At 61.9% G+C, this 20,301-nt stretch carries 18 protein-coding genes; 12 read left to right on the top strand and 6 right to left on the bottom strand.

The features are described from left to right. Window positions 1-54 precede the first annotated feature (54 nt). From ACT67G_RS03750 to ACT67G_RS03740, 3 genes are all read right to left on the bottom strand, one after another. Entirely contained in the window at window positions 55-975 is a 921-nt protein-coding gene (locus ACT67G_RS03750; RefSeq protein ID WP_325247671.1) for an immunoglobulin-like domain-containing protein, read from the bottom strand. 86 nt (window positions 976-1,061) lie between these two features. After that, complete coding sequence (locus ACT67G_RS03745; RefSeq protein ID WP_443663047.1) at window positions 1,062-1,574, bottom strand: shikimate kinase; 513 nt, start codon at window positions 1,572-1,574, stop codon at window positions 1,062-1,064. Window positions 1,575-1,577: 3 nt separating this feature from the next. Further along, window positions 1,578-2,570, bottom strand: a complete 993-nt coding sequence (locus ACT67G_RS03740) for a 2-hydroxyacid dehydrogenase (protein WP_325247669.1) — start codon at window positions 2,568-2,570, stop codon at window positions 1,578-1,580. 278 nt (window positions 2,571-2,848) lie between these two features. Here ACT67G_RS03740 and ACT67G_RS03735 point away from each other — a divergent pair, with 278 nt between their 5' ends. From ACT67G_RS03735 to ACT67G_RS03680, 12 genes are all read left to right on the top strand, one after another. Continuing rightward, entirely contained in the window at window positions 2,849-3,574 is a 726-nt protein-coding gene (locus ACT67G_RS03735; protein WP_443663046.1) for a GntR family transcriptional regulator, read from the top strand. Window positions 3,575-3,590: 16 nt separating this feature from the next. Further along, entirely contained in the window at window positions 3,591-4,088 is a 498-nt protein-coding gene (purE, locus tag ACT67G_RS03730; RefSeq protein WP_325247672.1) for a 5-(carboxyamino)imidazole ribonucleotide mutase, read from the top strand. A 61-nt stretch (window positions 4,089-4,149) separates the two neighbouring features. Further along, complete coding sequence (gene purC, locus ACT67G_RS03725; protein WP_443663045.1) at window positions 4,150-4,863, top strand: phosphoribosylaminoimidazolesuccinocarboxamide synthase; 714 nt, start codon at window positions 4,150-4,152, stop codon at window positions 4,861-4,863. 3 nt (window positions 4,864-4,866) lie between these two features. Beyond that, window positions 4,867-6,288: an amidophosphoribosyltransferase gene (locus ACT67G_RS03720; protein WP_443663044.1), complete on the top strand. Its 1,422-nt coding sequence runs from the start codon at window positions 4,867-4,869 to the stop codon at window positions 6,286-6,288. A 56-nt stretch (window positions 6,289-6,344) separates the two neighbouring features. Beyond that, window positions 6,345-7,382 carry a phosphoribosylformylglycinamidine cyclo-ligase gene (gene purM, locus ACT67G_RS03715; RefSeq protein ID WP_443663043.1) on the top strand — a complete coding sequence of 346 codons (1,038 nt, stop codon included), beginning with the start codon at window positions 6,345-6,347 and terminating at the stop codon, window positions 7,380-7,382. Continuing rightward, the gene (purN, locus tag ACT67G_RS03710) at window positions 7,376-7,987 is read left to right on the top strand and encodes a phosphoribosylglycinamide formyltransferase (protein ID WP_443663042.1); all 612 of its coding nucleotides are present in this window, start codon (window positions 7,376-7,378) and stop codon (window positions 7,985-7,987) included. The genes purM and purN overlap by 7 nt, the downstream gene beginning before the upstream one ends. Before the next feature lie 4 nt (window positions 7,988-7,991). Beyond that, a complete protein-coding gene (locus tag ACT67G_RS03705; RefSeq protein ID WP_443663041.1) occupies window positions 7,992-8,702 on the top strand; it encodes an IMP cyclohydrolase in 711 nt (236 codons plus the stop codon). Between the two features lie 14 nt (window positions 8,703-8,716). Further along, window positions 8,717-9,895, top strand: coding sequence for a phosphoribosylaminoimidazolecarboxamide formyltransferase (locus tag ACT67G_RS03700; protein WP_443663040.1), 1,179 nt, complete (start codon window positions 8,717-8,719; stop codon window positions 9,893-9,895). Between the two features lie 226 nt (window positions 9,896-10,121). Next, entirely contained in the window at window positions 10,122-11,399 is a 1,278-nt protein-coding gene (gene purD / locus ACT67G_RS03695; protein WP_443663039.1) for a phosphoribosylamine--glycine ligase, read from the top strand. A gap of 1 nt (window position 11,400) precedes the next feature. Continuing rightward, window positions 11,401-15,096: a phosphoribosylformylglycinamidine synthase gene (locus tag ACT67G_RS03690; protein WP_443663038.1), complete on the top strand. Its 3,696-nt coding sequence runs from the start codon at window positions 11,401-11,403 to the stop codon at window positions 15,094-15,096. 69 nt (window positions 15,097-15,165) lie between these two features. After that, window positions 15,166-16,677 carry an IMP dehydrogenase gene (locus ACT67G_RS03685; protein WP_443663037.1) on the top strand — a complete coding sequence of 504 codons (1,512 nt, stop codon included), beginning with the start codon at window positions 15,166-15,168 and terminating at the stop codon, window positions 16,675-16,677. 194 nt (window positions 16,678-16,871) lie between these two features. Next, on the top strand, window positions 16,872-17,870 hold the full coding sequence (locus ACT67G_RS03680; protein ID WP_325244160.1) for a ribokinase: 999 nt from the start codon (window positions 16,872-16,874) through the stop codon (window positions 17,868-17,870). Window positions 17,871-17,907: 37 nt separating this feature from the next. Here the strand turns inward: ACT67G_RS03680 and ACT67G_RS03675 are convergent, their stop codons facing one another. The 3 genes from ACT67G_RS03675 to ACT67G_RS03665 form a co-directional block, all read right to left on the bottom strand. Continuing rightward, a complete protein-coding gene (locus ACT67G_RS03675) occupies window positions 17,908-18,069 on the bottom strand; it encodes a hypothetical protein (RefSeq protein ID WP_443663036.1) in 162 nt (53 codons plus the stop codon). A 64-nt stretch (window positions 18,070-18,133) separates the two neighbouring features. Continuing rightward, window positions 18,134-18,784 (bottom strand): potassium channel family protein, encoded by a 651-nt coding sequence (locus tag ACT67G_RS03670; protein ID WP_325244164.1) that lies wholly within the window; start codon window positions 18,782-18,784, stop codon window positions 18,134-18,136. Window positions 18,785-18,800: 16 nt separating this feature from the next. After that, on the bottom strand, window positions 18,801-20,129 hold the full coding sequence (locus tag ACT67G_RS03665) for a TrkH family potassium uptake protein (RefSeq protein ID WP_443663035.1): 1,329 nt from the start codon (window positions 20,127-20,129) through the stop codon (window positions 18,801-18,803). Between the last annotated feature and the right edge of the window lie 172 nt (window positions 20,130-20,301).

Genomic DNA, 20,301 nt, shown 5'->3' with positions numbered 1-20,301 from the left:
AGCCGGATCCCAGGATCCGGCTCCCCGCTTTTGCTTTTTCTTGGGCCGCTCCTCTTATGACACGGTAAAATCCGCTCCCAGGGTCAGATCTTCTCCTCCCAGTGTCACACTTTTCACCACCCGGTAGGTTCCGGCAGAAAGGCTGCCGCCCCAGGGCATTTCGCCCCAGCTGACGGTAACTGTTCCGCTCTGTCCCGCCAGCAGCTCATGGGCAACGGCGGTCACGTCCATCTCCCCGCTGACCTGGTACCATCCTCCGTTGATCCGCCGGAGAAGGCTGTAATCCTCCCCGTAAAAGGCATTCTTGTCTGTCTGATTGGTAAGGAACAACGTCGCTCCTTTGGCAGAGCTCTCCTGTGCCGTCATGGTCAGCCCGGGAACCGTGGATACCACGGTAAACGCCGGATAGATCCCGCTCCGGAAAAGCCGCTCCATCAGGGCCGTCAACTCATCCTTGGTCACCGTGCCGGAACACTTGAGCAGGGTGGCGCTGCCGGAGTACCACAGGCCGTTGCCCACGGCCCACTCCACTGCCTCTTTGCTCCATGGGGGAATCGTTGCAGCGTCTGCGTATCCCTCCAGAGCCTGGGAGGACGCAGGCTGCAGCGGGCGATCCGCCGCCTTGCCGTAGCGGTAAAGCATCACTGCTGCCTGTTCCCGGGTGATGGTCTGCTCCGGTCGGAACGTACCGCCGGCATACCCCCCGGCGATCCCTGCGCCCTTGGCCCAGCACAGCGCCTCAAAATACTGCGACCATACCCCCACATCAGAAAAGGGCGCGGGATTCCCGGCGCTCTCTACCGCTGCGCCGCCATTGGTCACATGGGCCCGGTACAGGGCCTGGATAAAGGCTCCCCGGGTTACCCCGGAAGATGCTGCAGCCGTCCCCTCCACGGCGGAAGCCGCGCCGCCCAGCAGCGCAGCGGCGCACACACATACCAGAATCCGTTTCCAAACTCCCATTCTTCTTTTCATATGCTTTGTCTCCATTTCTGTAAAATGAATCCTCATAACACAAAAGACGAAAAGAGCCCTGCGTTTGTTGCATACGGCGGACTTTTTTACAGCGCTACACCCACCGTCCGCATGACCTCTTCCACCATCCGGGCGGTATCGTCCTCCCCTTCCCGGCTGGCCACGATGAGATCCGCGTACCGGGCATAAAGGGGCTCCCGCTGGCAGTAGATCTCCCGGATGGTGAGGCCCGCAGGAGCGGCGATGCCCCGATCCACCAGATCCTGGGGCATACGGCTGTCGATGCGGGAGAGGGGCGTCTCCAGCCAGACCGCCACGCCGTTGGAGCGGAGATGCTCCATGGCCTTTTCCGAGAGCACCATGCTGCCTCCGGTAGCCACCACCGTGTTGGAACACTCCAGGGATTGTCCCACCTGCTCCTCAATGGCCAGGAAGGCCTCCAGGCCCTGGGTGCGTAAAATCTCCGGCAGGGTCTTCCCCGTCTTTTCCACGATCAGGTCATCCACATCCACGAAGGTGTAGTCCAGCCGCTGGGCCAGGGCCCGGCCCACCACGCTCTTTCCCGTGCCGGGCATGCCGATCAGGACAATGTTCTTCATAACTTACTGTTCTCCGTTTACAATGTTGTCCGGGCGGTGGCCGTCAGCCACCCGCTCGGCGTTGCGCCACATGTGCAGGTGTGCCCGGCGGAAGCTGCCCTCGGTGATGCCCCCCAGATGGGGAGAGAACACCAGGCGATCCCGGCCGGGGGCGGGCATGGTCACCAGGGGATGATCCGCCGCCACCGGCTCCGGCGCCACAGTGTCCAAGCCCGCGCCGGCGATGGTCCCGGCCATCAGGGCCTCCCGCAGGGCCTGGTTGTCCACCAGATCACCCCGGGCGGTGTTGATGAGATACGCCGTGGACTTCATCCGCTGCAAAAAGGCCGTGTTCACCATGTTCCGGGTCTGGTCCGTCACGGCGCAGTGGAGGCTCACGATGTCGCAGGAAGACACCAGTTCCTCCTGGGAGAGGTAGGTGACACCGAACGTCTCCTCCTCGTCCCGGCTGCGGCGATGCCGGGAGTTGTAGAACACCTCGCATCCAAAGGGGGCCAGCCGCTGGGCCGTGGCCTTGGCGATATCTCCGAAGCCGATGAGGCCTACCCGGCACTCCGACAGCTCCCGCAGGCCCTCACGCATGCAGCGCTCCTTCATCTCCATCTGCCGTCCCTCCCGGACAGCCCGGTCTCCTTCCAGCTCCTGACGCAGCAGCATCAGCATCAGCAAAACGGCCTGCTCCGCCACGGCGCCGGCGTTGCAGCCCCGGTTGTTGCACACATCGATGCCCCGGGCCCGGGCGGCGGCAAGGTCGATCTTATCGTAAGCCACGCCTTCGGAGTGTACCAGCTTCAAGCCCGGCATCTGCGCCATCAGCGTACCGGAAACGGGGGTAATTGCATCCACAAACAAAATATCTGCGTCTGCCGCCGCAGCCAGAATCTGGGCCTCGCTGCTCTCCTTATCCATAAACACCAGTTCCTGCTGCCGGATAAACGGCAGGTGCGGCATATAGCGCTCGTACCGGGCTTGAGCCCCCAGGATCAAGATTTTCATACCGGTTCCTTCTTTCCATGGTACAACCCACAAAATTTTGTATCCATTATATCATGCGTCCGTGAAATATCCAGACGCAGATTTCACGAAAACACGCCTTTCCTCCGCCGGATTCCCTGTTCTTCCCACTCCGCGGCACCCTATACAAGTCCCTGACAGAATCCTCTGGGGGAAACTGTCGAATTTGTCTATTGCGGGGCGGGTCCAAATCCGATACAATAGGTACGACCTTTCTTGTGGTAGTACCTTTTGAGAAGAATCGAACGAGGTGAAGAATCATGAGCAGTCAGCCTTCCCAGGCAAAAACCATCCGCTCCCAGCTGCTCTCCGCCATGAGAAGCGGCGAGTACGCCGACTGCGCCCGGCTTCCCCGGGAGAGCGTTCTGGCAGAGAAGCTGGGTATCAGCCGCACACAGCTGCGGGACATCCTGGCCTCCCTGGAACGGGAGGGCTTTATCACCCGCCGCCACGGCGTGGGCACCATCATCAACCGTCACGTGCTCAACGCCCAGACCCGTATGGATATTGAGGTGGAGTTTCTGGACATGATCCGCCAGAACGGCCACGAGGCGGCGGTAGCCTACGTCCGGGTATCCGACGGCACGGCGGACAAGCGGATCGCCCAGCAGCTCCAGATTCCGGAGGGGACCCCCATTATCCGGGTCGCCCGCCTGTGCACGGCCGACGGCCGTCCCGCCATCTACTGTGAGGACGTGGTGGAAAAGGCACTGGCCCGGGGCAATTACACCATCAAGGATTTCAAGCTTCCCATTTTCCACTTTCTGCAGCGTTTCTGCGGCGTCAACCCCTATATGGACCTGACGGATGTGCGTCCCACCGTGGCGGACGCCGCCCTCAGCGAGGTCTTTCAGGTGCCTGTGGGCGCTCCTCTTTTGAATATGGAAGAGGTGGATTTCGACATCGACGGCAAGCCGGTGTTTTGTTCCAGTGAATACTTTGCCGACGGCATCTTCCGGCACACGGTGATGCGCAAAAAGCTTTAACGGAAAAGGAGATTCGATCATGAAAAAAGTCGCCGTTATCCTGGGCTCCGACTCGGACTGGCCCGTCGTTCAGCAGACCTGCGCCCAGCTGGACGCTCTGGACATTCCCTTTGAGGCCCATATTCTCAGCGCCCACCGCACTCCCGCCCAGGCTGCGGACTTTTCCAAAAATGCCCGGGCCAACGGTTTTGGCGTACTGATCTGCGCTGCCGGCATGGCCGCCCACCTGGCGGGGGCCTTTGCCGCCAACACCACGCTGCCCATTATCGGTATCCCCCTGCGGGGCGGAGCCATGGACGGGCTGGACGCCCTGCTCTCCACCGTGCAAATGCCCAGCGGGATCCCCGTGGCCACCGTGGCCATCAACGGTGCAAAGAACGCCGCCATCCTGGCGGCGGAGATCCTGGCTGTCTCTGACGACACGCTGGCCGCCAAGCTGGAGATCACCCGGCAGAAGATGGCATCCCAGATTGCCCAGAAGGAACAAGCCCTGCAAAACGAGCTGAAGAAATAAGCTCCCGGATTCCCATTGCGCAAGCTCTTAAATTTTATATAAAAACAAGGAGAGATTCACCATGGAAAAGCGCGAACAGCTTTACGAAGGAAAGGCCAAGAAGGTTTTCGCCACCGATGATCCCAACCTGCTCATTGTCTCCTACAAGGATGACGCCACCGCCTTCAACGGGCTCAAAAAGGGCACCATCACCGGCAAGGGCGCCATCAACAACCGCATGACCAACAACCTCATGCGCCGTCTGGAGGAGCAGGGCATCCCCACCCACTTTGTGGAGGAGCTCAGCGACCGGGAAACGGTGGTGAAGAAGGTCTCCATCGTGCCGCTGGAGGTCATCATCCGCAACATCTCCGCCGGCTCCTTCGCCAAGCGTTACGGCGTGGAAGAGGGCATCGTGTTCGACGCCCCCACCATTGAATTCTCCTACAAGAACGACGATCTGGGCGACCCCCTGCTCAACGAGTATCACGCCCTGGCCCTGAAGCTGGCCACCCGTGAGGAGATCGACCTCATCAAGCAGTACGCCTTTGCCGTCAACGATCTGCTCAAGGGCTTCATGAAGGAGATCGGCATCGACCTGGTGGACTTCAAGCTGGAGTTCGGCAAGACCAGCGACGGAACCATCGTCCTGGCCGACGAGATCAGCCCCGACACCTGCCGTCTGTGGGATGAAAAGACCCACGAGAAGCTGGACAAGGACCGTTTCCGCCGGGATCTGGGCGGCGCCGAGGAGGCCTACGAAGAGGTCATGCGCCGTCTCATGGGGGACAAGTAAGGCATGGGCGGATTTTTTGGCGCGATCTCCAAGCGGGACTGCGTGCTGGACATCTTCTTCGGTGTGGATTACCACTCCCACCTAGGCACCCGCCGGGGCGGCATGGCCATTTACGATGCCAACACTGGCTTCCAGCGGCAGATCCATAACATTGAAAACACTCCCTTCCGCACCAAGTTCGAGTCGGACCTGGCGGAGTTCCACGGCTGCAGCGGCATCGGCTGCATCTCCGACACAGACCCCCAGCCTCTGCTGGTGCGCTCCCATCTGGGCCTGTATGCCATCACCACCGTGGGCATCATCACCAACGCCCAGGATCTGGTAGACAAGTATTTTTCAGAAAAGGGCCATCAATTCATGGCCATGAGCAGCGGCAAGATCAACGAGACGGAGCTCATTGCCGCTCTCATCAACCAATGCGACTCCCTGGTGGAGGGCATCCAACATGCCCAGGAGGTCATCAACGGCTCCGCCACCATTTTGATCCTGACGCCGGAGGGCATCATCGCCGCCCGGGACAAGCTGGGCCGCCTTCCGGTGCTGGTAGGCCAGAATGATGACGGTTACTGCGTCTCCTTCGAGTCTTTCGCCTACCAGAAGCTGGGCTACCACACCGCCTATGAACTGGGCCCCCGGGAGATCGTGAAGATCACGGCGGAGGGCTGCGAGTCCCTGGTTCCCGCCGGAGACAAAATGCGCATCTGCGCCTTCCTCTGGACCTATTACGGCTATCCCAACTCCAATTACGAGGGAGTCAACGTGGAGGTCATGCGCTACCGCAACGGCGAGATCATGGCCCGGGACGAGGTGGCCCGGGGGATGCTGCCCAAGGTGGATTACGTGGCGGGCGTACCGGACTCCGGCGTGCCCCACGCCATCGGCTTTGCCAACCGCAGCGGCAAACCCTTTGCCCGTCCCTTTGTGAAATACACCCCCACCTGGCCCCGTTCCTTCATGCCCACCAGTCAGGAGGTCCGCAACCAGGTGGCCAAAATGAAGCAGATCCCCGTGCCCGAGCTCATTGAAGGGAAGAAGCTCCTCTTTGTGGACGATTCTATCGTCCGGGGCACCCAGCTGCGGGAAACGGTGGAATTCCTCTACGCCAGCGGCGCCGAGGAGGTCCACATGCGCTCCGCCTGTCCCCCGGTCATGTACGGCTGCAAGTACCTGAACTTCTCCCGCAGCAACTCCGATATGGATTTGCTGGCCCGGCGCACCGTGCAGGAACTGGAGGGTGACGAGGGCCAGCAGCACCTGGAGGAGTATGCGGATGCCACCACGGAGCGTGGAGGGTGCCTGCTCAAGAGCATCTGCCAGAAGCTGGGCTTCGACTCTCTGGGCTATCAGTCCCTGGACGGACTGCTGGAGGCTATCGGCATCGACCGCGACAAGATCTGCACCTATTGCTGGACCGGGAAGGAATGACCCCTTTGGGGTCTCCTTCCCCGGTCCCCTATTTTCAAGAACTGGAGGGCATCGACATGGAAAACTCCCACTCCGCGTCCTACGCCGCCGCCGGCGTTGATATTGAAGCAGGCTATCAGGGCGTCAAGCTCATGCGCAAGCACGTGGAGCGCACGCTGATCCCCGGCGTGGTCTCCGACATTGGAGGCTTCGGCGGACTCTTCGCCCCGGACTTTACCGGTATGAAAGAGCCGGTGCTGGTCTCCAGCACCGACGGCGTGGGCACCAAGCTGCGCATCGCCCAGCTGCTGGACAAGCATGACACCGTGGGCATCGACTGCGTGGCCATGTGCGTCAACGACATCATCTGCTGCGGCGCCAAGCCCATTTTCTTCCTGGACTACATCGCCATCGGCAAGAACATCCCGGAGAAGGTGGCGGACATCGTCTCCGGCGTGGCGGAGGGCTGCGTCCAGGCAGGCTGCGCCCTCATCGGCGGCGAGACCGCCGAGCACCCGGGCATGATGGCCGCTGACGACTATGATCTGGCGGGCTTCTCCGTGGGCGTGGTGGACAAGGCCAAGGTCATCGACCACTCCGCCATGGTCCCCGGCGACGTGCTCATCGCCCTGCCCTCCTCCGGCATCCACTCCAACGGCTATTCCCTGGTGCGTAAGGTCTTCGACGTGGAGCACGCGGACCTGGGCCTCTACTCCGGAGAGCTGGGCTGCACCATCGGTGAGGCACTGCTGACCCCCACCCGCATCTATGTCAAGCCGGTCCTCGCCTGCATGGAGGCTGTCACCGTCAAGGGCGTCAGCCACATCACCGGCGGCGGCTTCTATGAAAACCTCCCCCGGTGCCTGCCGGATGGCCTCACCGCTAAGATCGACAAGGCTTCCCTGCGGACGCCTCCCATCTTCTCCATGCTCCAGAGCAAGGGAGAGATCCCGGAGCGGGACATGTTCAACACCTACAACATGGGCGTGGGCATGGTGCTGGTGGTTTCTCAGGCCGACTCCGCCACAGCTTTGACCACCCTGCATGCACAGGGCTGCGACGCCTACGTCATGGGCGAGATCGTCTCCGGCGAGGAGCGGGTGGTGTTATGCTGAAAAAGGCCCGTATCGCCGTTCTGGTCTCCGGCGGCGGCACCAATCTGGAGGCTCTGCTCAAGGCCCAGGAATCCGGCTCCATCCCCCACGGGGAGATCGTGGTGGTGCTCTCCAGTGCAGAGGGGGCCTACGCCCTGGAGCGGGCAAAAAACCACGGCGTCCCCGGCTTCGCCGTCCCCCGCAAGGCCATGACCCAGGCAGAATTTGAGACGGCACTGGAGGAAAAGCTCACGGAGTACCAGGCTGACATCATCATCCTGGCTGGCTTCTTGTCCATTTTGTCTGCAGACTTCGTCTCCCGCTGGCCGGAGCGGATCCTCAACGTCCACCCCTCCCTGATCCCCTCCTTCTGCGGAAAGGGCTTCTACGGGCTCAAGGTCCATGAGGCGGCATTGAGCCGGGGCGTGAAGGTCACCGGCGCCACCGTGCACCTGGTCAACGAGATCCCCGACGGCGGCCGCATCCTGCTGCAAAAGGCCGTGGAGATTCTCCCCGGTGACACGCCGGAGGTGCTGCAGCGGCGGGTGATGGAGCAGGCAGAATGGGTGCTGCTGCCCCAGGCGGCGGAACAGCTCAGCGCGGAACTTGTGAAAGAGAGGGAATGAGTATATGGATATCTACGCCATCAACGATCTGAATACCCTGCTGAACACCAATCCCTACCCCGGCCGGGGCATCGTGCTGGGCAAGACGGCGGACGGCAAGCAGTCCGTGGCCGCCTACTTCATCATGGGCCGCAGCGTCAACAGCCGCAACCGCGTCTTTGTGGAGGAGCCCGACGGCATCCGCACCGAGGCCTATGATCCCTCCAAGCTGGAGGACCCCAGCCTCATCATCTACCATCCCGTCCGTCAGATGGGCCGGGGCCTCATCGTCACCAACGGCGACCAGACGGACACCATTCTGGAGTTCCTGGAGCGGGGCCTCCCCATGGAGCAGGCCCTGCGCACCCGGGAATTCGAGCCGGACGGCCCCAACTGGACCCCCCGGATCTCCGGCCTGCTGAGCCCCGACGGCAGCTACAAGCTCTCCATTTTGAAATCTGCCGACCCGGAGGGCTCCGCCTGCGTGCGCCAGACCTTCGAGTATCCCGGCCAGGCAGGCGTGGGCCACTTCCTCCATACCTACGTCACCGACGGCAACCCCATCCCCACCTTCCAGGGTGAGCCGGAGCGGGTAGCCATCACCGGCGATATCGACGCTTTCACCGCCGCTGTGTGGGAAAACCTGAACCCCGACAACAAGATCTCCCTGTTCGTCCGCTTCACGGATCTGGAGACCAACACCTATACCCAGCGCATTCTCAACAAAAATCAGTAAAAGGAGCGGGACACATGAACGAACTGGAACTCAAATACGGCTGCAACCCCAATCAAAAGCCCTCCCGCATCTTTATGCGTGACGGCGGCGACCTGCCCATTACCGTCCTCAACGGCAAGCCCGGCTATATCAACTTTCTGGACGCCCTGAACTCCTGGCAGCTGGTCAAGGAGCTCAAGGCCGCCACGGGCCTCCCTGCCGCCGCGTCCTTCAAGCATGTCTCCCCTGCCGGCGCTGCCGTGGGCCTGCCCCTCTCCGATGTGGATAAGAAAATCTACTTCGTCGACGAAACGGCAGAGCTCACCCCCATCGCCTGTGCCTACATCCGTGCCCGGGGCGCCGACCGCCTGTGCTCTTACGGCGACTGGGCAGCCCTCTCCGACGTGTGCGACGCCGCCACCGCCCGGTACCTGAAGTACGAGGTCTCCGACGGCATCATTGCCCCCGGCTACACGGACGAGGCCCTGGAAATCCTGAAGACCAAGAAGAAGGGCAACTACAATGTAGTGCAGATCGACCCGGACTATGTCCCCGCTCCCCAGGAGTACAAGGACGTCTTCGGTGTCACCTTCCAGCAGGGCCGCAACAACTTCAAGATCGACGAGGACCTGCTCACCAACATCGTCACGGAGAACAAGGACCTGCCCCAGCAGGCCAAGATCGACATGATCGTGGCCCTCATCACCCTCAAGTATACCCAGTCCAACTCCGTGTGCTATGTGAAGGACGGCCAGGCCATCGGCGTGGGAGCCGGCCAGCAGAGCCGCATCCACTGCACACGTCTTGCCGGCAACAAGGCCGACAACTGGTACCTGCGCCAGCACCCCAAGGTCCTGGGGCTCCAGTTTGTGGAGGGTATCCGCCGCCCGGACCGGGACAACGCCATCGATATCTACACCTCCGACGAGTATGAGGACATTCTGGCGGACGGCGTGTGGCAGCAGACCTTCACCGTCAAGCCCGAGGTGCTGACAGAGGAGGAGAAAAAGGCCTGGATCGCCACCCAGTCCGGCGTCACCTGCGGGTCCGATGCCTTCTTCCCCTTCGGTGACAATGTGGAGCGTGCCCGCAAGTCCGGCGTGCAGTACATCGCCGAGCCCGGCGGCTCCATCCGGGATGACCACGTCATCGAAACCGCCAACAAATACGGCATGACCATGTGCTTTACGGGGATGCGGCTGTTCCACCATTAACTCGTCGCAAGCTCCGTATCCTTTGCTTCCGGGCAAGACCCGAAAGCGCACTCACTCCGCTGCTCCTCGTTTTCCCCGGACAAACGCTTTGCTGGTTTGCCCGGGGAGGAGGATGGGAGACGTGCAAACTCCGTATCCCCTGCTTCCGGGCGAAGCCCGAAAGCTCACTCACAGCAAACCTTTTTTTGAAATACCCCTTAACCTTTGATTGATTTGGGAGGTTGCCATGAATCTTCTGGTGGTGGGCGGCGGAGGCCGCGAGCACGCCATTATCAAAAAACTCCGGGAAAACCCGGAGGTAGAGACCATCTACGCCCTGCCGGGCAACGGCGGCATCGCCGCCGACGCTGTCTGCGTGCCGGAGATCGGCGCCAAGGATATCCCCGCCATCGTGGACTTTGCCAAGTCCCACGACATCGGCTTTGCCGTGGTGGCCCCGGATGATCCCCTGGCCCTGGGCTGTGTGGACGCCCTCCACACCGTGGGCATCCCCTGCTTCGGCCCGGACGCCAAGGCCGCCCGCATTGAAGCCAGCAAGGTCTTCTCCAAGAACCTGATGAAAAAGTACGGCATCCCCACCGCCCGCTATGAGGTCTTTGACAACCCTGACGATGCCCTGGCCTATTTGCGCACTGCCTCCTTCCCCATTGTGGTAAAGGCCGACGGCCTGGCTCTGGGCAAGGGTGTGCTGATCCCTCAGAACCTCGCTGAGGCGGAGGAGGCCGTCAAGTCCATCATGGAGGATAAGGTTTTCGGCGCCTCCGGCAATGAGATCGTGGTGGAAGAGTTCCTCACCGGTCCCGAGGTCAGCGTCCTGGCCTTTACCGACGGCACCGCCATCGCCCCCATGGTCTCCTCCATGGACCACAAGCGGGCAGGAGAAGGAGACACCGGCCTCAACACCGGCGGCATGGGCACCATCGCCCCCAACCCCTGCTACACCCCGGAGATGGCTCAGCGCTGCATGGACACCATCTTCCTGCCCACCCTGGCAGCCATGAGGGCGGAGGGCTGCCCCTTCAAAGGCTGCCTCTACTTCGGGCTGATGCTCACTCCCGACGGCCCCAAGGTCATCGAATACAACTGCCGCTTCGGCGACCCCGAGACCCAGGTAGTGCTGCCCCTTCTGAAAACGGACCTGCTGACTATCATGCAGGCTGTGGAAAACGAGACCCTGGCAGACCTCTCTGTGGAGTGGTCCGATGGAGCTGCCGCCTGCGTGATTCTGGCCTCCGGCGGCTATCCCGCCCACTATGAAAAGGGCAAGGTCATTACACTCCCTGATGCAGTACCGGAGAACGTCACGGTCTATCACGCCGGAGACAAATTGGAAAACGGCCGCCTGGTAACCTCCGGCGGCCGGGTGCTGGGCGTCACCGCCACGGCTCCCACCTTGCGGCAGGCCCTCTCTGACGCCTACGCCGCTGCGGACACCATTGAGTTTGAAGGCAAATACCTGCGCCGCGACATCGGTCAGCGGGCGCTGCGCCTGACGGAGGAATAACATGGTACGAAGGATCTATGTGGAAAAAAAGCCCGCTCTGCGCCAGGAGGCCGCGGGACTTTTGAACGAACTGCGCACACTGCTGGGCGTCACCGCCCTGACGGGACTGCGCCTGCTCAACCGCTATGACGTGGAGGGCCTGGACGAGGCCGCCTTCCGCCGGGCCGTGGGCACCGTACTCTCCGAGCCCCAGGTGGACGACGTGTATGAGGCCCTGCCTGCCGGGGACTTCGCCGCCTTTGCGGTGGAGTATCTGCCGGGACAGTTCGACCAGCGGGCGGACTCCGCCAGCCAGTGCATCCAGCTGCTGACCCAGGGGGAGCGTCCCACGGTGCGCTCCGCCAAGGTATACCTGCTCTCCGGTGAGCTCACCGCTGCCGATGTGGATGCCGTGCGCCGCTATGTCATCAACCCTGTGGAGGCCCGGGAGGCATCCCTGGAGCCGGTGGACTCCCTGGCCATGGACATCGACCAGCCCGCGCCCCCAGCGGTGCTGGAAGGCTTCACCGCCATGGACGACGCCGCTTTGGAGGGGCTCATCGCCTCTTTGGGCCTGGCCATGGACCTGGGGGACCTCCAGTGCTGCCGGGCATATTTCGCCCGGGAGCAGCGGGACCCCACCATTACGGAGATCCGTATCCTGGATACCTACTGGTCCGACCACTGCCGCCACACCACCTTCTCCACCGTTCTCAAGGACATCGCCTTTGAAGACCCCCGGGTCCAGGCAGCCTATGACCGCTATCTCTCTGTCCGGGAGGAGACCAACGCCGGCACCAAGCCCATCACCCTCATGGACATGGGCACCCGGGGCGCCAAGTACCTGAAAAAGTCCGGCGCCCTCACCGCCTTGGACGAATCCGAGGAAATCAACGCCTGCACGGTGAAGATCAACGTGGACGAGGACGGGGAGGACAAGCCCTGGCTGCTGCTGTTCAAAAACGAGACCCACAACCATCCCACGGAGATCGAGCCCTTCGGCGGCGCAGCCACCTGCATCGGCGGCGCTATCCGGGATCCTCTGGCAGGCCGTGGCTATGTCTACCAGGCCATGCGGGTCACCGGCGCAGCGGACCCCCGCACCCCCATTGCCGACACCATTCCCGGCAAGCTCCCCCAGCGCAAGATCGTCCAGTCCGCCGCCAACGGCTACAGCTCCTACGGCAACCAGATCGGCCTTGCCACGGGCCTGGTGGACGAGATCTACCACAAGGGCTACGCCGCCAAGCGCCTGGAGATCGGCGCCGTGGTGGGCGCGGTCCCTGCCGGCAGTGTGCGGCGGGAGGTACCCCAGCCCGGCGACGTGGTAATTCTGCTGGGCGGCCGCACCGGACGGGACGGCATCGGCGGCGCCACCGGCTCCTCCAAGAGCCATGACTCCAAGTCCGTGGCCACCTGCTCCGCGGAAGTGCAGAAGGGCAACGCCCCGGAGGAGCGCAAGCTCCAGCGGCTCTTCCGCCATGCGGAGGCCGTACGCCTTATCAAGCGCTGCAACGACTTCGGTGCCGGCGGCGTGTCCGTGGCCGTGGGCGAGCTGGCGGATTCCCTGGATATCGACCTCTCCGCCGTGCCCAAGAAGTACGAAGGCCTGGACGCCACAGAGCTGGCCATCTCCGAATCCCAGGAGCGCATGGCCGTGGTGGTGGAGGCCAAGGACGCGCCCCGTTTCATGGAGATCGCCGGGGAGGAGAACCTGGAATCCACCATCGTGGCCACTGTCACCGACACCGGGCGCATGGTCATGCGCTGGAACGGCCAGGTGGTGGCAGACCTGAGCCGCGCCTTCCTGGATACCAACGGCGCGGCCAAGGAGGCCTCCGCCCTGGTGGAAGCACCGACTACCCCCAAGTCCGTCCCCGTCACCAACTTCCATGATACCCTCCTCTCCCTGGCCGGGGACCTCAATATCTGCTCCCGCCAGGGCCTTTGCGAGCGGTTTGACTCCACCATCGGCGCCTCTTCCGTGCTGATGCCCTTCGGCGGCAAGTACCAGAAGACCCCCACCCAGGCCATGGCAGCCAAACTGCCGGTGCTGGGCCACGAGACCACCACCTGCTCCATCATGGCCTGGGGCGGCGACCCCCATGTCATGGACGCCTCCCCCTACCGGGGCGCCTATCTGGCGGTGGCGGAATCCGTTGCCAAGGTCATTGCCGCAGGCGGTGACCGCAAGCAGTGCTGGCTGTCTTTCCAGGAGTACTTTGAAAAGCTGGGTACAGAGCCCAGCCGCTGGGGCAAGCCCGTGGCCGCCTTGCTGGGTGCCCTCTCGGCGCAGCTGGATCTCCAGTGCGCCGCCATCGGCGGCAAGGACTCCATGTCCGGCTCCTTCAACGACCTGGATGTGCCTCCCACCTTGGTGTCCTTCGCTGTGTCCGTTGGCAAGACGGACCGTATCCTCTCCAATGAGTTCAAGGCCTCCGGCCACAAGGTCTACCTGCTTGCCCCGGAGACGGAAGCTGACGGCGCCCTGAATCCCGAGAGCCTGCGCAGCGTGCTGGATACCGCTCAGGATCTCATCGCCGCAGGCAAGGTCCTCAGCGCCAGCGTGGTGGGCTTTGGCGGCATCGCCGTGTCCGTCATGAAAAGCTGTATGGGCAACGGCCTGGGCTTCTCCTTTACCGACGCCTTCCTGCCGGCGGATCTCTTTGCCCGCCGCCCGGCAGCCATACTGCTGGAAACGGCGGAGGATCTGGATACCGGCGTCTGCGTGGGTGTCACCAACGCCAGCGGCTCCATCTGCTGCGAGTGCGAGTCCGTGACCCTTTCCGAGCTCTCCGGCCCCTACGATGAGACGCTGGAGGCCATCTTCCCCATGCGCACCGCCACGGTGCCGGAGACCATCCCGGTGCTGGAGGCTCCCGCCTTCACCCGCTGCGCCCCCAAGATGGGCTGCGCCGCCCCCAAGGTGCTGATTCCCGTCTTCCCCGGCACCAACTGTGAGTACGACAGCGCCCGGGCCGTGGAGCGTGCAGGCCTGGTACCGGAGATCCTGGTGCTGAATAACCGCTCCGCCGCCGACGTGGCAGACTCTGCCGCCCGCTTTGCCAAGGCGGCTCGGGAAAGCCAGATCATCTTCGTCCCCGGCGGCTTCTCCGGCGGCGACGAGCCCGACGGCTCCGGCAAGTTCATCACTGCCTTCTTCCGCAACGGCGCGGTTGCCGACGCCACTATGGATCTGCTGAAAAACCGGGATGGCTTGATGCTGGGCATCTGCAACGGCTTCCAGGCCCTCATCAAGCTGGGCCTGGTGCCCTATGGCGAGATCCGGGACACCGACGACACCTGCCCCACCCTCAGCTATAACGTCATCGGCCGCCATCAGTCCAAGATCGTCCGCACCCGGGTGGCCTCCAACCGCTCTCCCTGGCTCAGCCGTGTCCAGGTGGGCGATGTGGTGAGCGTCCCCATCTCCCATGGTGAGGGCCGCTTCCTGTGCAATCCCGAGCTTTTGAACCAGCTGGCGGAAAACGGCCAGATCGCCACCCAGTATGTGGACCTGGAGGGCATGCCCACCATGGACGTCGCCTTCAATCCCAACGGCTCCGCCTGGGCCGTGGAGGGCATCACCTCCCCCGACGGTCGGATTCTGGGCAAGATGGGCCACTCCGAGCGCGTCGGCCCGGGCCTCTACCAGAACGTCCCCGGCCAGTACGATCTGCATTTGTTCGATTCCGCCAAGGATTATTTCTCTCTTTGACGTTGCTTTTCCCTAAATTTGTGGTATCCTAATGCAAATCCACAAAAATCATAGAAACGAGGTGGCCTCATGGCATATTTTTTCAAGGAACCCTCCCGCACCTTCAGTGAATATCTGCTGGTTCCCGGCTACTCCTCCTCGGAGTGCATCCCCGCCAACGTCTCTCTCAAGACGCCGGTGGTAAAGTTCAAGCGGGGCGAGGAACCCTCCCTCACCATGAATGTCCCCATGGTCTCCGCCGTCATGCAGGCAGTCTCCGGGGAGAAGATGGGCATTGCCCTGGCCCGTGAGGGCGGCATCGCCTTTATCTACGTCTCCCAGCCCATTGAAGAGCAGGCGGAAATGGTCCGCAAGGTGAAAACCTACAAGGCGGGCTTTGTCACCAGCGACTCCAACCTGCGCATCGGGGACACCCTGGCAGACGTACTGGCACTGAAGGAGCGCACCGGCCACTCCACTATGGCGGTCACCGACGACGGTACCGGCACCGGCAAGATGCTGGGCCTTGTCACCAGCCGTGACTACCGTGTCAGCCGTATGGATCCCTCCGCGCCCGTTTCGGAGTTCATGACCCCCATTGACAAGATCGTTTCCGCGCCTGAGGGCACCAGCCTCAAGGAGGCCAACGACATCATCTGGGATCACAAGCTCAACGCCCTGCCCATCCTGACGGCGGACGGCCACCTGGTGAGTTTCGTCTTCCGCAAGGACTACGACTCCCACAAGGGCAACCCCCTGGAACTGCTGGACTCCCAGAAGCGCTATGTGGTAGGTGCCGGCATCAACACCCGGGACTATGCCGAGCGTGTTCCCGCCCTGGTGGAAGCCGGCGTAGACGTGCTGGTCATCGACTCCTCCGAGGGCTATTCCGAGTGGCAGCTGCGTACCCTCAAATGGATCCGGGACCACTACGGCGACACCGTGAAGGTGGGCGCCGGCAACGTGGTGGACGGCGAGGGCTTCCGCTTCCTGGCAGACGCCGGGGCTGACTTTGTGAAGATCGGCATCGGCGGCGGCTCCATCTGCATCACCCGGGAGACCAAGGGCATTGGCCGGGGCCAGGCCACGGCGGTCATCGACGTGGCGGCAGAGCGGGACAAGTATTTTGAGGAGACCGGCATCTATGTCCCCATCTGCGCCGACGGCGGCATTGTCCAGGACTATCACATCACCCTGGCTCTGGCCATGGGCGCGGACTTCTGCATGCTGGGCCGGTACTTCTCCCGGTTTGACGAATCCCCCACCAGCAAGGTCCTCATCGGCGGCAGCTATATGAAGGAATACTGGGGCGAGGGCAGCGCCCGGGCCCGGAACTGGCAGCGCTACGATCTGGGCGGCGCCGCCAAGCTGAGCTTTGAAGAGGGTGTGGACTCCTATGTTCCCTATGCCGGTGCCCTGGCGGACGGCATGGCCACCACCCTCTCCAAGATCCGCTCCACCATGTGCAACTGCGGCGCGCTGACCATCCCGGAGCTGCGGGACAAGGCCAAGCTGACCCTGGTCTCCTCCGTCTCCATTGTGGAGGGCGGCGCTCACGACGTGCTGCTCAAGGACACCACCAATTCCGGCAACCGCAGCTGATCTTTCAACGTTCCATGCCTTCCGGGAAAGGTTTTCCCGGAAGGCATATTTTTTCAGCATTGTGGAGCCTGCGCACCTGTCCCCCCAAACATTTTTGGGGTACAACTTTTCCGAAAAGGCTTGTATTTTTTTTGTAAAGTCTTATAATAGTCTCATTAACTTAATCGTTTACTTTCGCATAGGAGTTATCAGACATGCACAGAAAACCCAAAATTCTTGTTGTCGGCAGCTTCGTGATGGATGTCATCGCCACCACGGAGCGCGTCCCTGCCTCCGGGCAGACCGTTTATGGTAAATCCTTCCACATGGCCCCCGGTGGAAAGGGTGCCAACCAGGCCCTGCAATGCGCCCGGCTGGGAGCGGATGTCACCATGATGGGCTGCGTGGGAGATGACCTTTTCGGCCAGCACCTGCTGGAAACGCCCCGGAAGTCCGGGGTGGATGTAAGCCACGTGGTGGTGCGTCCCGGCATCTCCTCCGGCGTAGGACATGTGACGCTGGAGGTAACGGATCATACGGCGCAAAATCGCATCGTGGTGATTCGGGGCGCCAACGCCGCATTGACCCTGGAGGATGTGGCCTGGATCCGGGATACCATCCATACATATGACATGGTGCTGCTGCAGCTGGAGATCCCCCTGGAGGTAAACCGGGCTGTGGCCGGATGGGCCCATGCGGCCGGTGTCCCGGTGATGCTCAACCCGGCTCCTGCCACGGATCTGGATGAGCATCTGCTCCAGTCTGTGACCTATATGATCCCCAACGAGCAGGAGGCCTCTGTGGAAACGGGACTCCCCCTGCGGACAGAGGGCGGCGCCCTGCGGCAGGAGGATCTGGAGGCCATTGCCGCCAAGCTTTGCAGCTATGGTGTGGAACATGTCATCATTACCCTGGGCGGCCACGGTTCCGCCGTGGTGAAGGCCGACGGCATTCAGTACATCCCCATTGTCCAGATGCCCCATGTGGCGGATCCCACCGCCGCAGGAGACTCCTATGTGGGAGCGCTGGCGGTGGGATTGACCACCGGGCTGTCCCTGGAGTCGGCCATGGCCTTTGCCAGCCATACCGCCGCCATTACCGTCTCCCGAATGGGGGCCATGCCCTCCCTTCCCACACTGGAGGAAGTGCTGCTTCTTCTGCGGGACCGGGAATGCCGGACCGTTCCCCTTTCCTGTCTGGAAGCTCTGAGATAAAGCAAAAAAATTCCCCCTCAGATGAGGGGGAATTTTTTTATTGGATGTGCTCCTCGCAGCAGTCGTCCAGCACACGGAAGCCCATTTCATCAGGCTCCGCCACCGGAAACAACGCGATCCCATCCCGGTCAAACTGTGGACAAAGCCGTTTTTCCAGCTCCACCCGCAGCACCGGCATCTCGCGGTGCTTTTTCCGCATGAAGATCACCCCCGGTCTCAGGGTGCGCAGTTTTTGGCGAATCATGCGGAAACAAGATGATTTTTCAGCCCTGTCCCATCAGACGCAGGCCCGCCTCCTTGTCTCCGGCAATGATCAGATGGGTATCCGGGGTAAAAACATACTCCGGATCCAGCAAAGGAACGATCTCATCTCCCGTGCGGAGCCCCAGAATGTTGACATTGTAGCGGCGGCGGACATCCATCTGGGCTACGGTCTTGCCCTCCCAGTCATTGGGGACTTCCATCTCAAAGACGGCATAGCGTGGCGTCAGTTCAAAATAATCAAAGAGATTCTGAGCAGAGAATCGCATGGCCACCCGGGTAGCCATATCCATCTCCGTATGGATCACATAGTCGGCGCCGATCTTCTTGAGGAATTTGATCTGTTTTTCCCGGTCCGCCCGGGCCACCACGCACTTTGCCCCCAGGTCTTTCAGGGTGGCGGTAGCCTCCAGGGAAGCCTGGAAATCGTCGCTGATGCACACAAAGCAGGCGTCAAAATTCCGCACGCCCAGGGATGCCAGCACCTGTTCATCCTGGCAGTCTCCCACGCAGGCAGCGGTGGCCACATTGGAGATCCGGGCCACCCGCTCCTCATCCTGATCCAGAACCATGACCTCATTGCCCAGATCCACCAGTTTATCCGTCAAATGCCGGCCGAAGCGCCCAAGGCCGATTACCAAAAAAGATTTCATCCCATATGCTCCTCTCTCAACCGATCAGGATCTTCTCGCTGACATTGCGCAGCTTGGGGCGGGGGTGATCCGGTGTGATGGCCATGGCCACCGACATGCTGCCCACCCGCCCGGCAAACATCAGCAGGGTAATGACGACTTTGGAAAGATCCGGCAGCGAGGCCGTCACGCCCCGGCTCAATCCCACCGTCCCGATGGCGGAAATGCTCTCAAACAAGGCATCGTCCAGGGCGATCCCCTCCACACACAAAACCATGCAGCCCACGATACAGGTGGTAAAATACGCGCAGACCGAGGTAAACGCCTTGCGGATATCCTCCTGATCCAGCCGCCGGTGATAGATATTCACGTCCTCCCGGCGGAAGGTCAGGGCAAAGGCGCTGAGCAAAATCACCGTGAACGTGTTGACCTTGATGCCGCCTCCGGTGGAGCCGGAACCCGCACCAATGAACATCAGCACCATAGTCAGAAGGGTCCCGCTCTCACTCAAGGACGCCTGATCCACAGAGAAGAACCCCGCCGTCCGGGTGGTGACGGACTGGAAAAAGGACATCAGCACCCGGTCTCCCGCAGAGGCCCCCGCAAAGGCGTTCTCCCGCTCCAGCACATAGAAGCCCGCTGCACCGCCCACGATGAGCACCGCTGTCACTGTCAGCATGATCTTGCTGTGCAGGCGGTAACGCCGCAGATGCCGTCCGTTGGTCAGGATGTCGTCCCACACCAGAAAGCCCAGTCCGCCGCAGGTGATCAGCGCCATAATGACGATATTGGGCAGAGGCTCCCCGGCAATGGGGATCAGGGACGTACCGCCTCCCAGCAGGTCAAATCCCGCATTGCAGAAGGCGGACACCGCGTGGAACAATGACATCCACAGCCCCTGCAGCAAACCGTACCGCGGGCAAAACCACAACGACATCAGCACGGCACCGGTTCCCTCACAGGCAGCCGTTACCAGCAGAGCCCGGCGGGTGAGCCGCACCACGCCGCCCATCTGCAGCGCTCCCACGGAATCCATCAGCACCGAGCGCCGGTGCAGCCCGATGCGCCGGTGCAGCAGCAGCGCCACCAGAATGGACACCGTCATAAAGCTCAACCCGCCGATCTGGATGAGCACCATCAGCACCGCCTGCCCGAACAAGGTGAACTGGGTCATGGTATCGTACAGCGTCAGTCCCGTCACACAGGACGCAGAAGCTGACGTAAACAGCGCGTCCAAAAAAGGCAGGCACTGCCCGTCCCGGGACGAAATGGGCAGCATCAGCAGCAGCGCCCCAGCCAGGATCAGGCAGGCAAAGCTCACCACCAGATTCTGCACGGCATTCAATCGAAAACGTCGCCGGTTCATGGTCTCCCCCTCAAACGGCAAAAAAATAAGCGCATACCTTGCAGATCCCCAGGATCCAACGCAAAGATGGTAGAATCTCTCTTCTCCGGCCGGAATCCGGCCCCGCCCGTCCGATACGGGCACTTCACGGCTATTATAGCACGCCGCATATGGGAATGCAATCAAAAGCACA

The organism is Dysosmobacter sp., assembly GCF_052306735.1.
GTDB lineage: Bacteria > Bacillota > Clostridia > Oscillospirales > Oscillospiraceae > Oscillibacter.
Note: the sequence above shows the minus strand (reverse complement) of the source record. Positions and strands in the feature narration are given on the sequence as shown.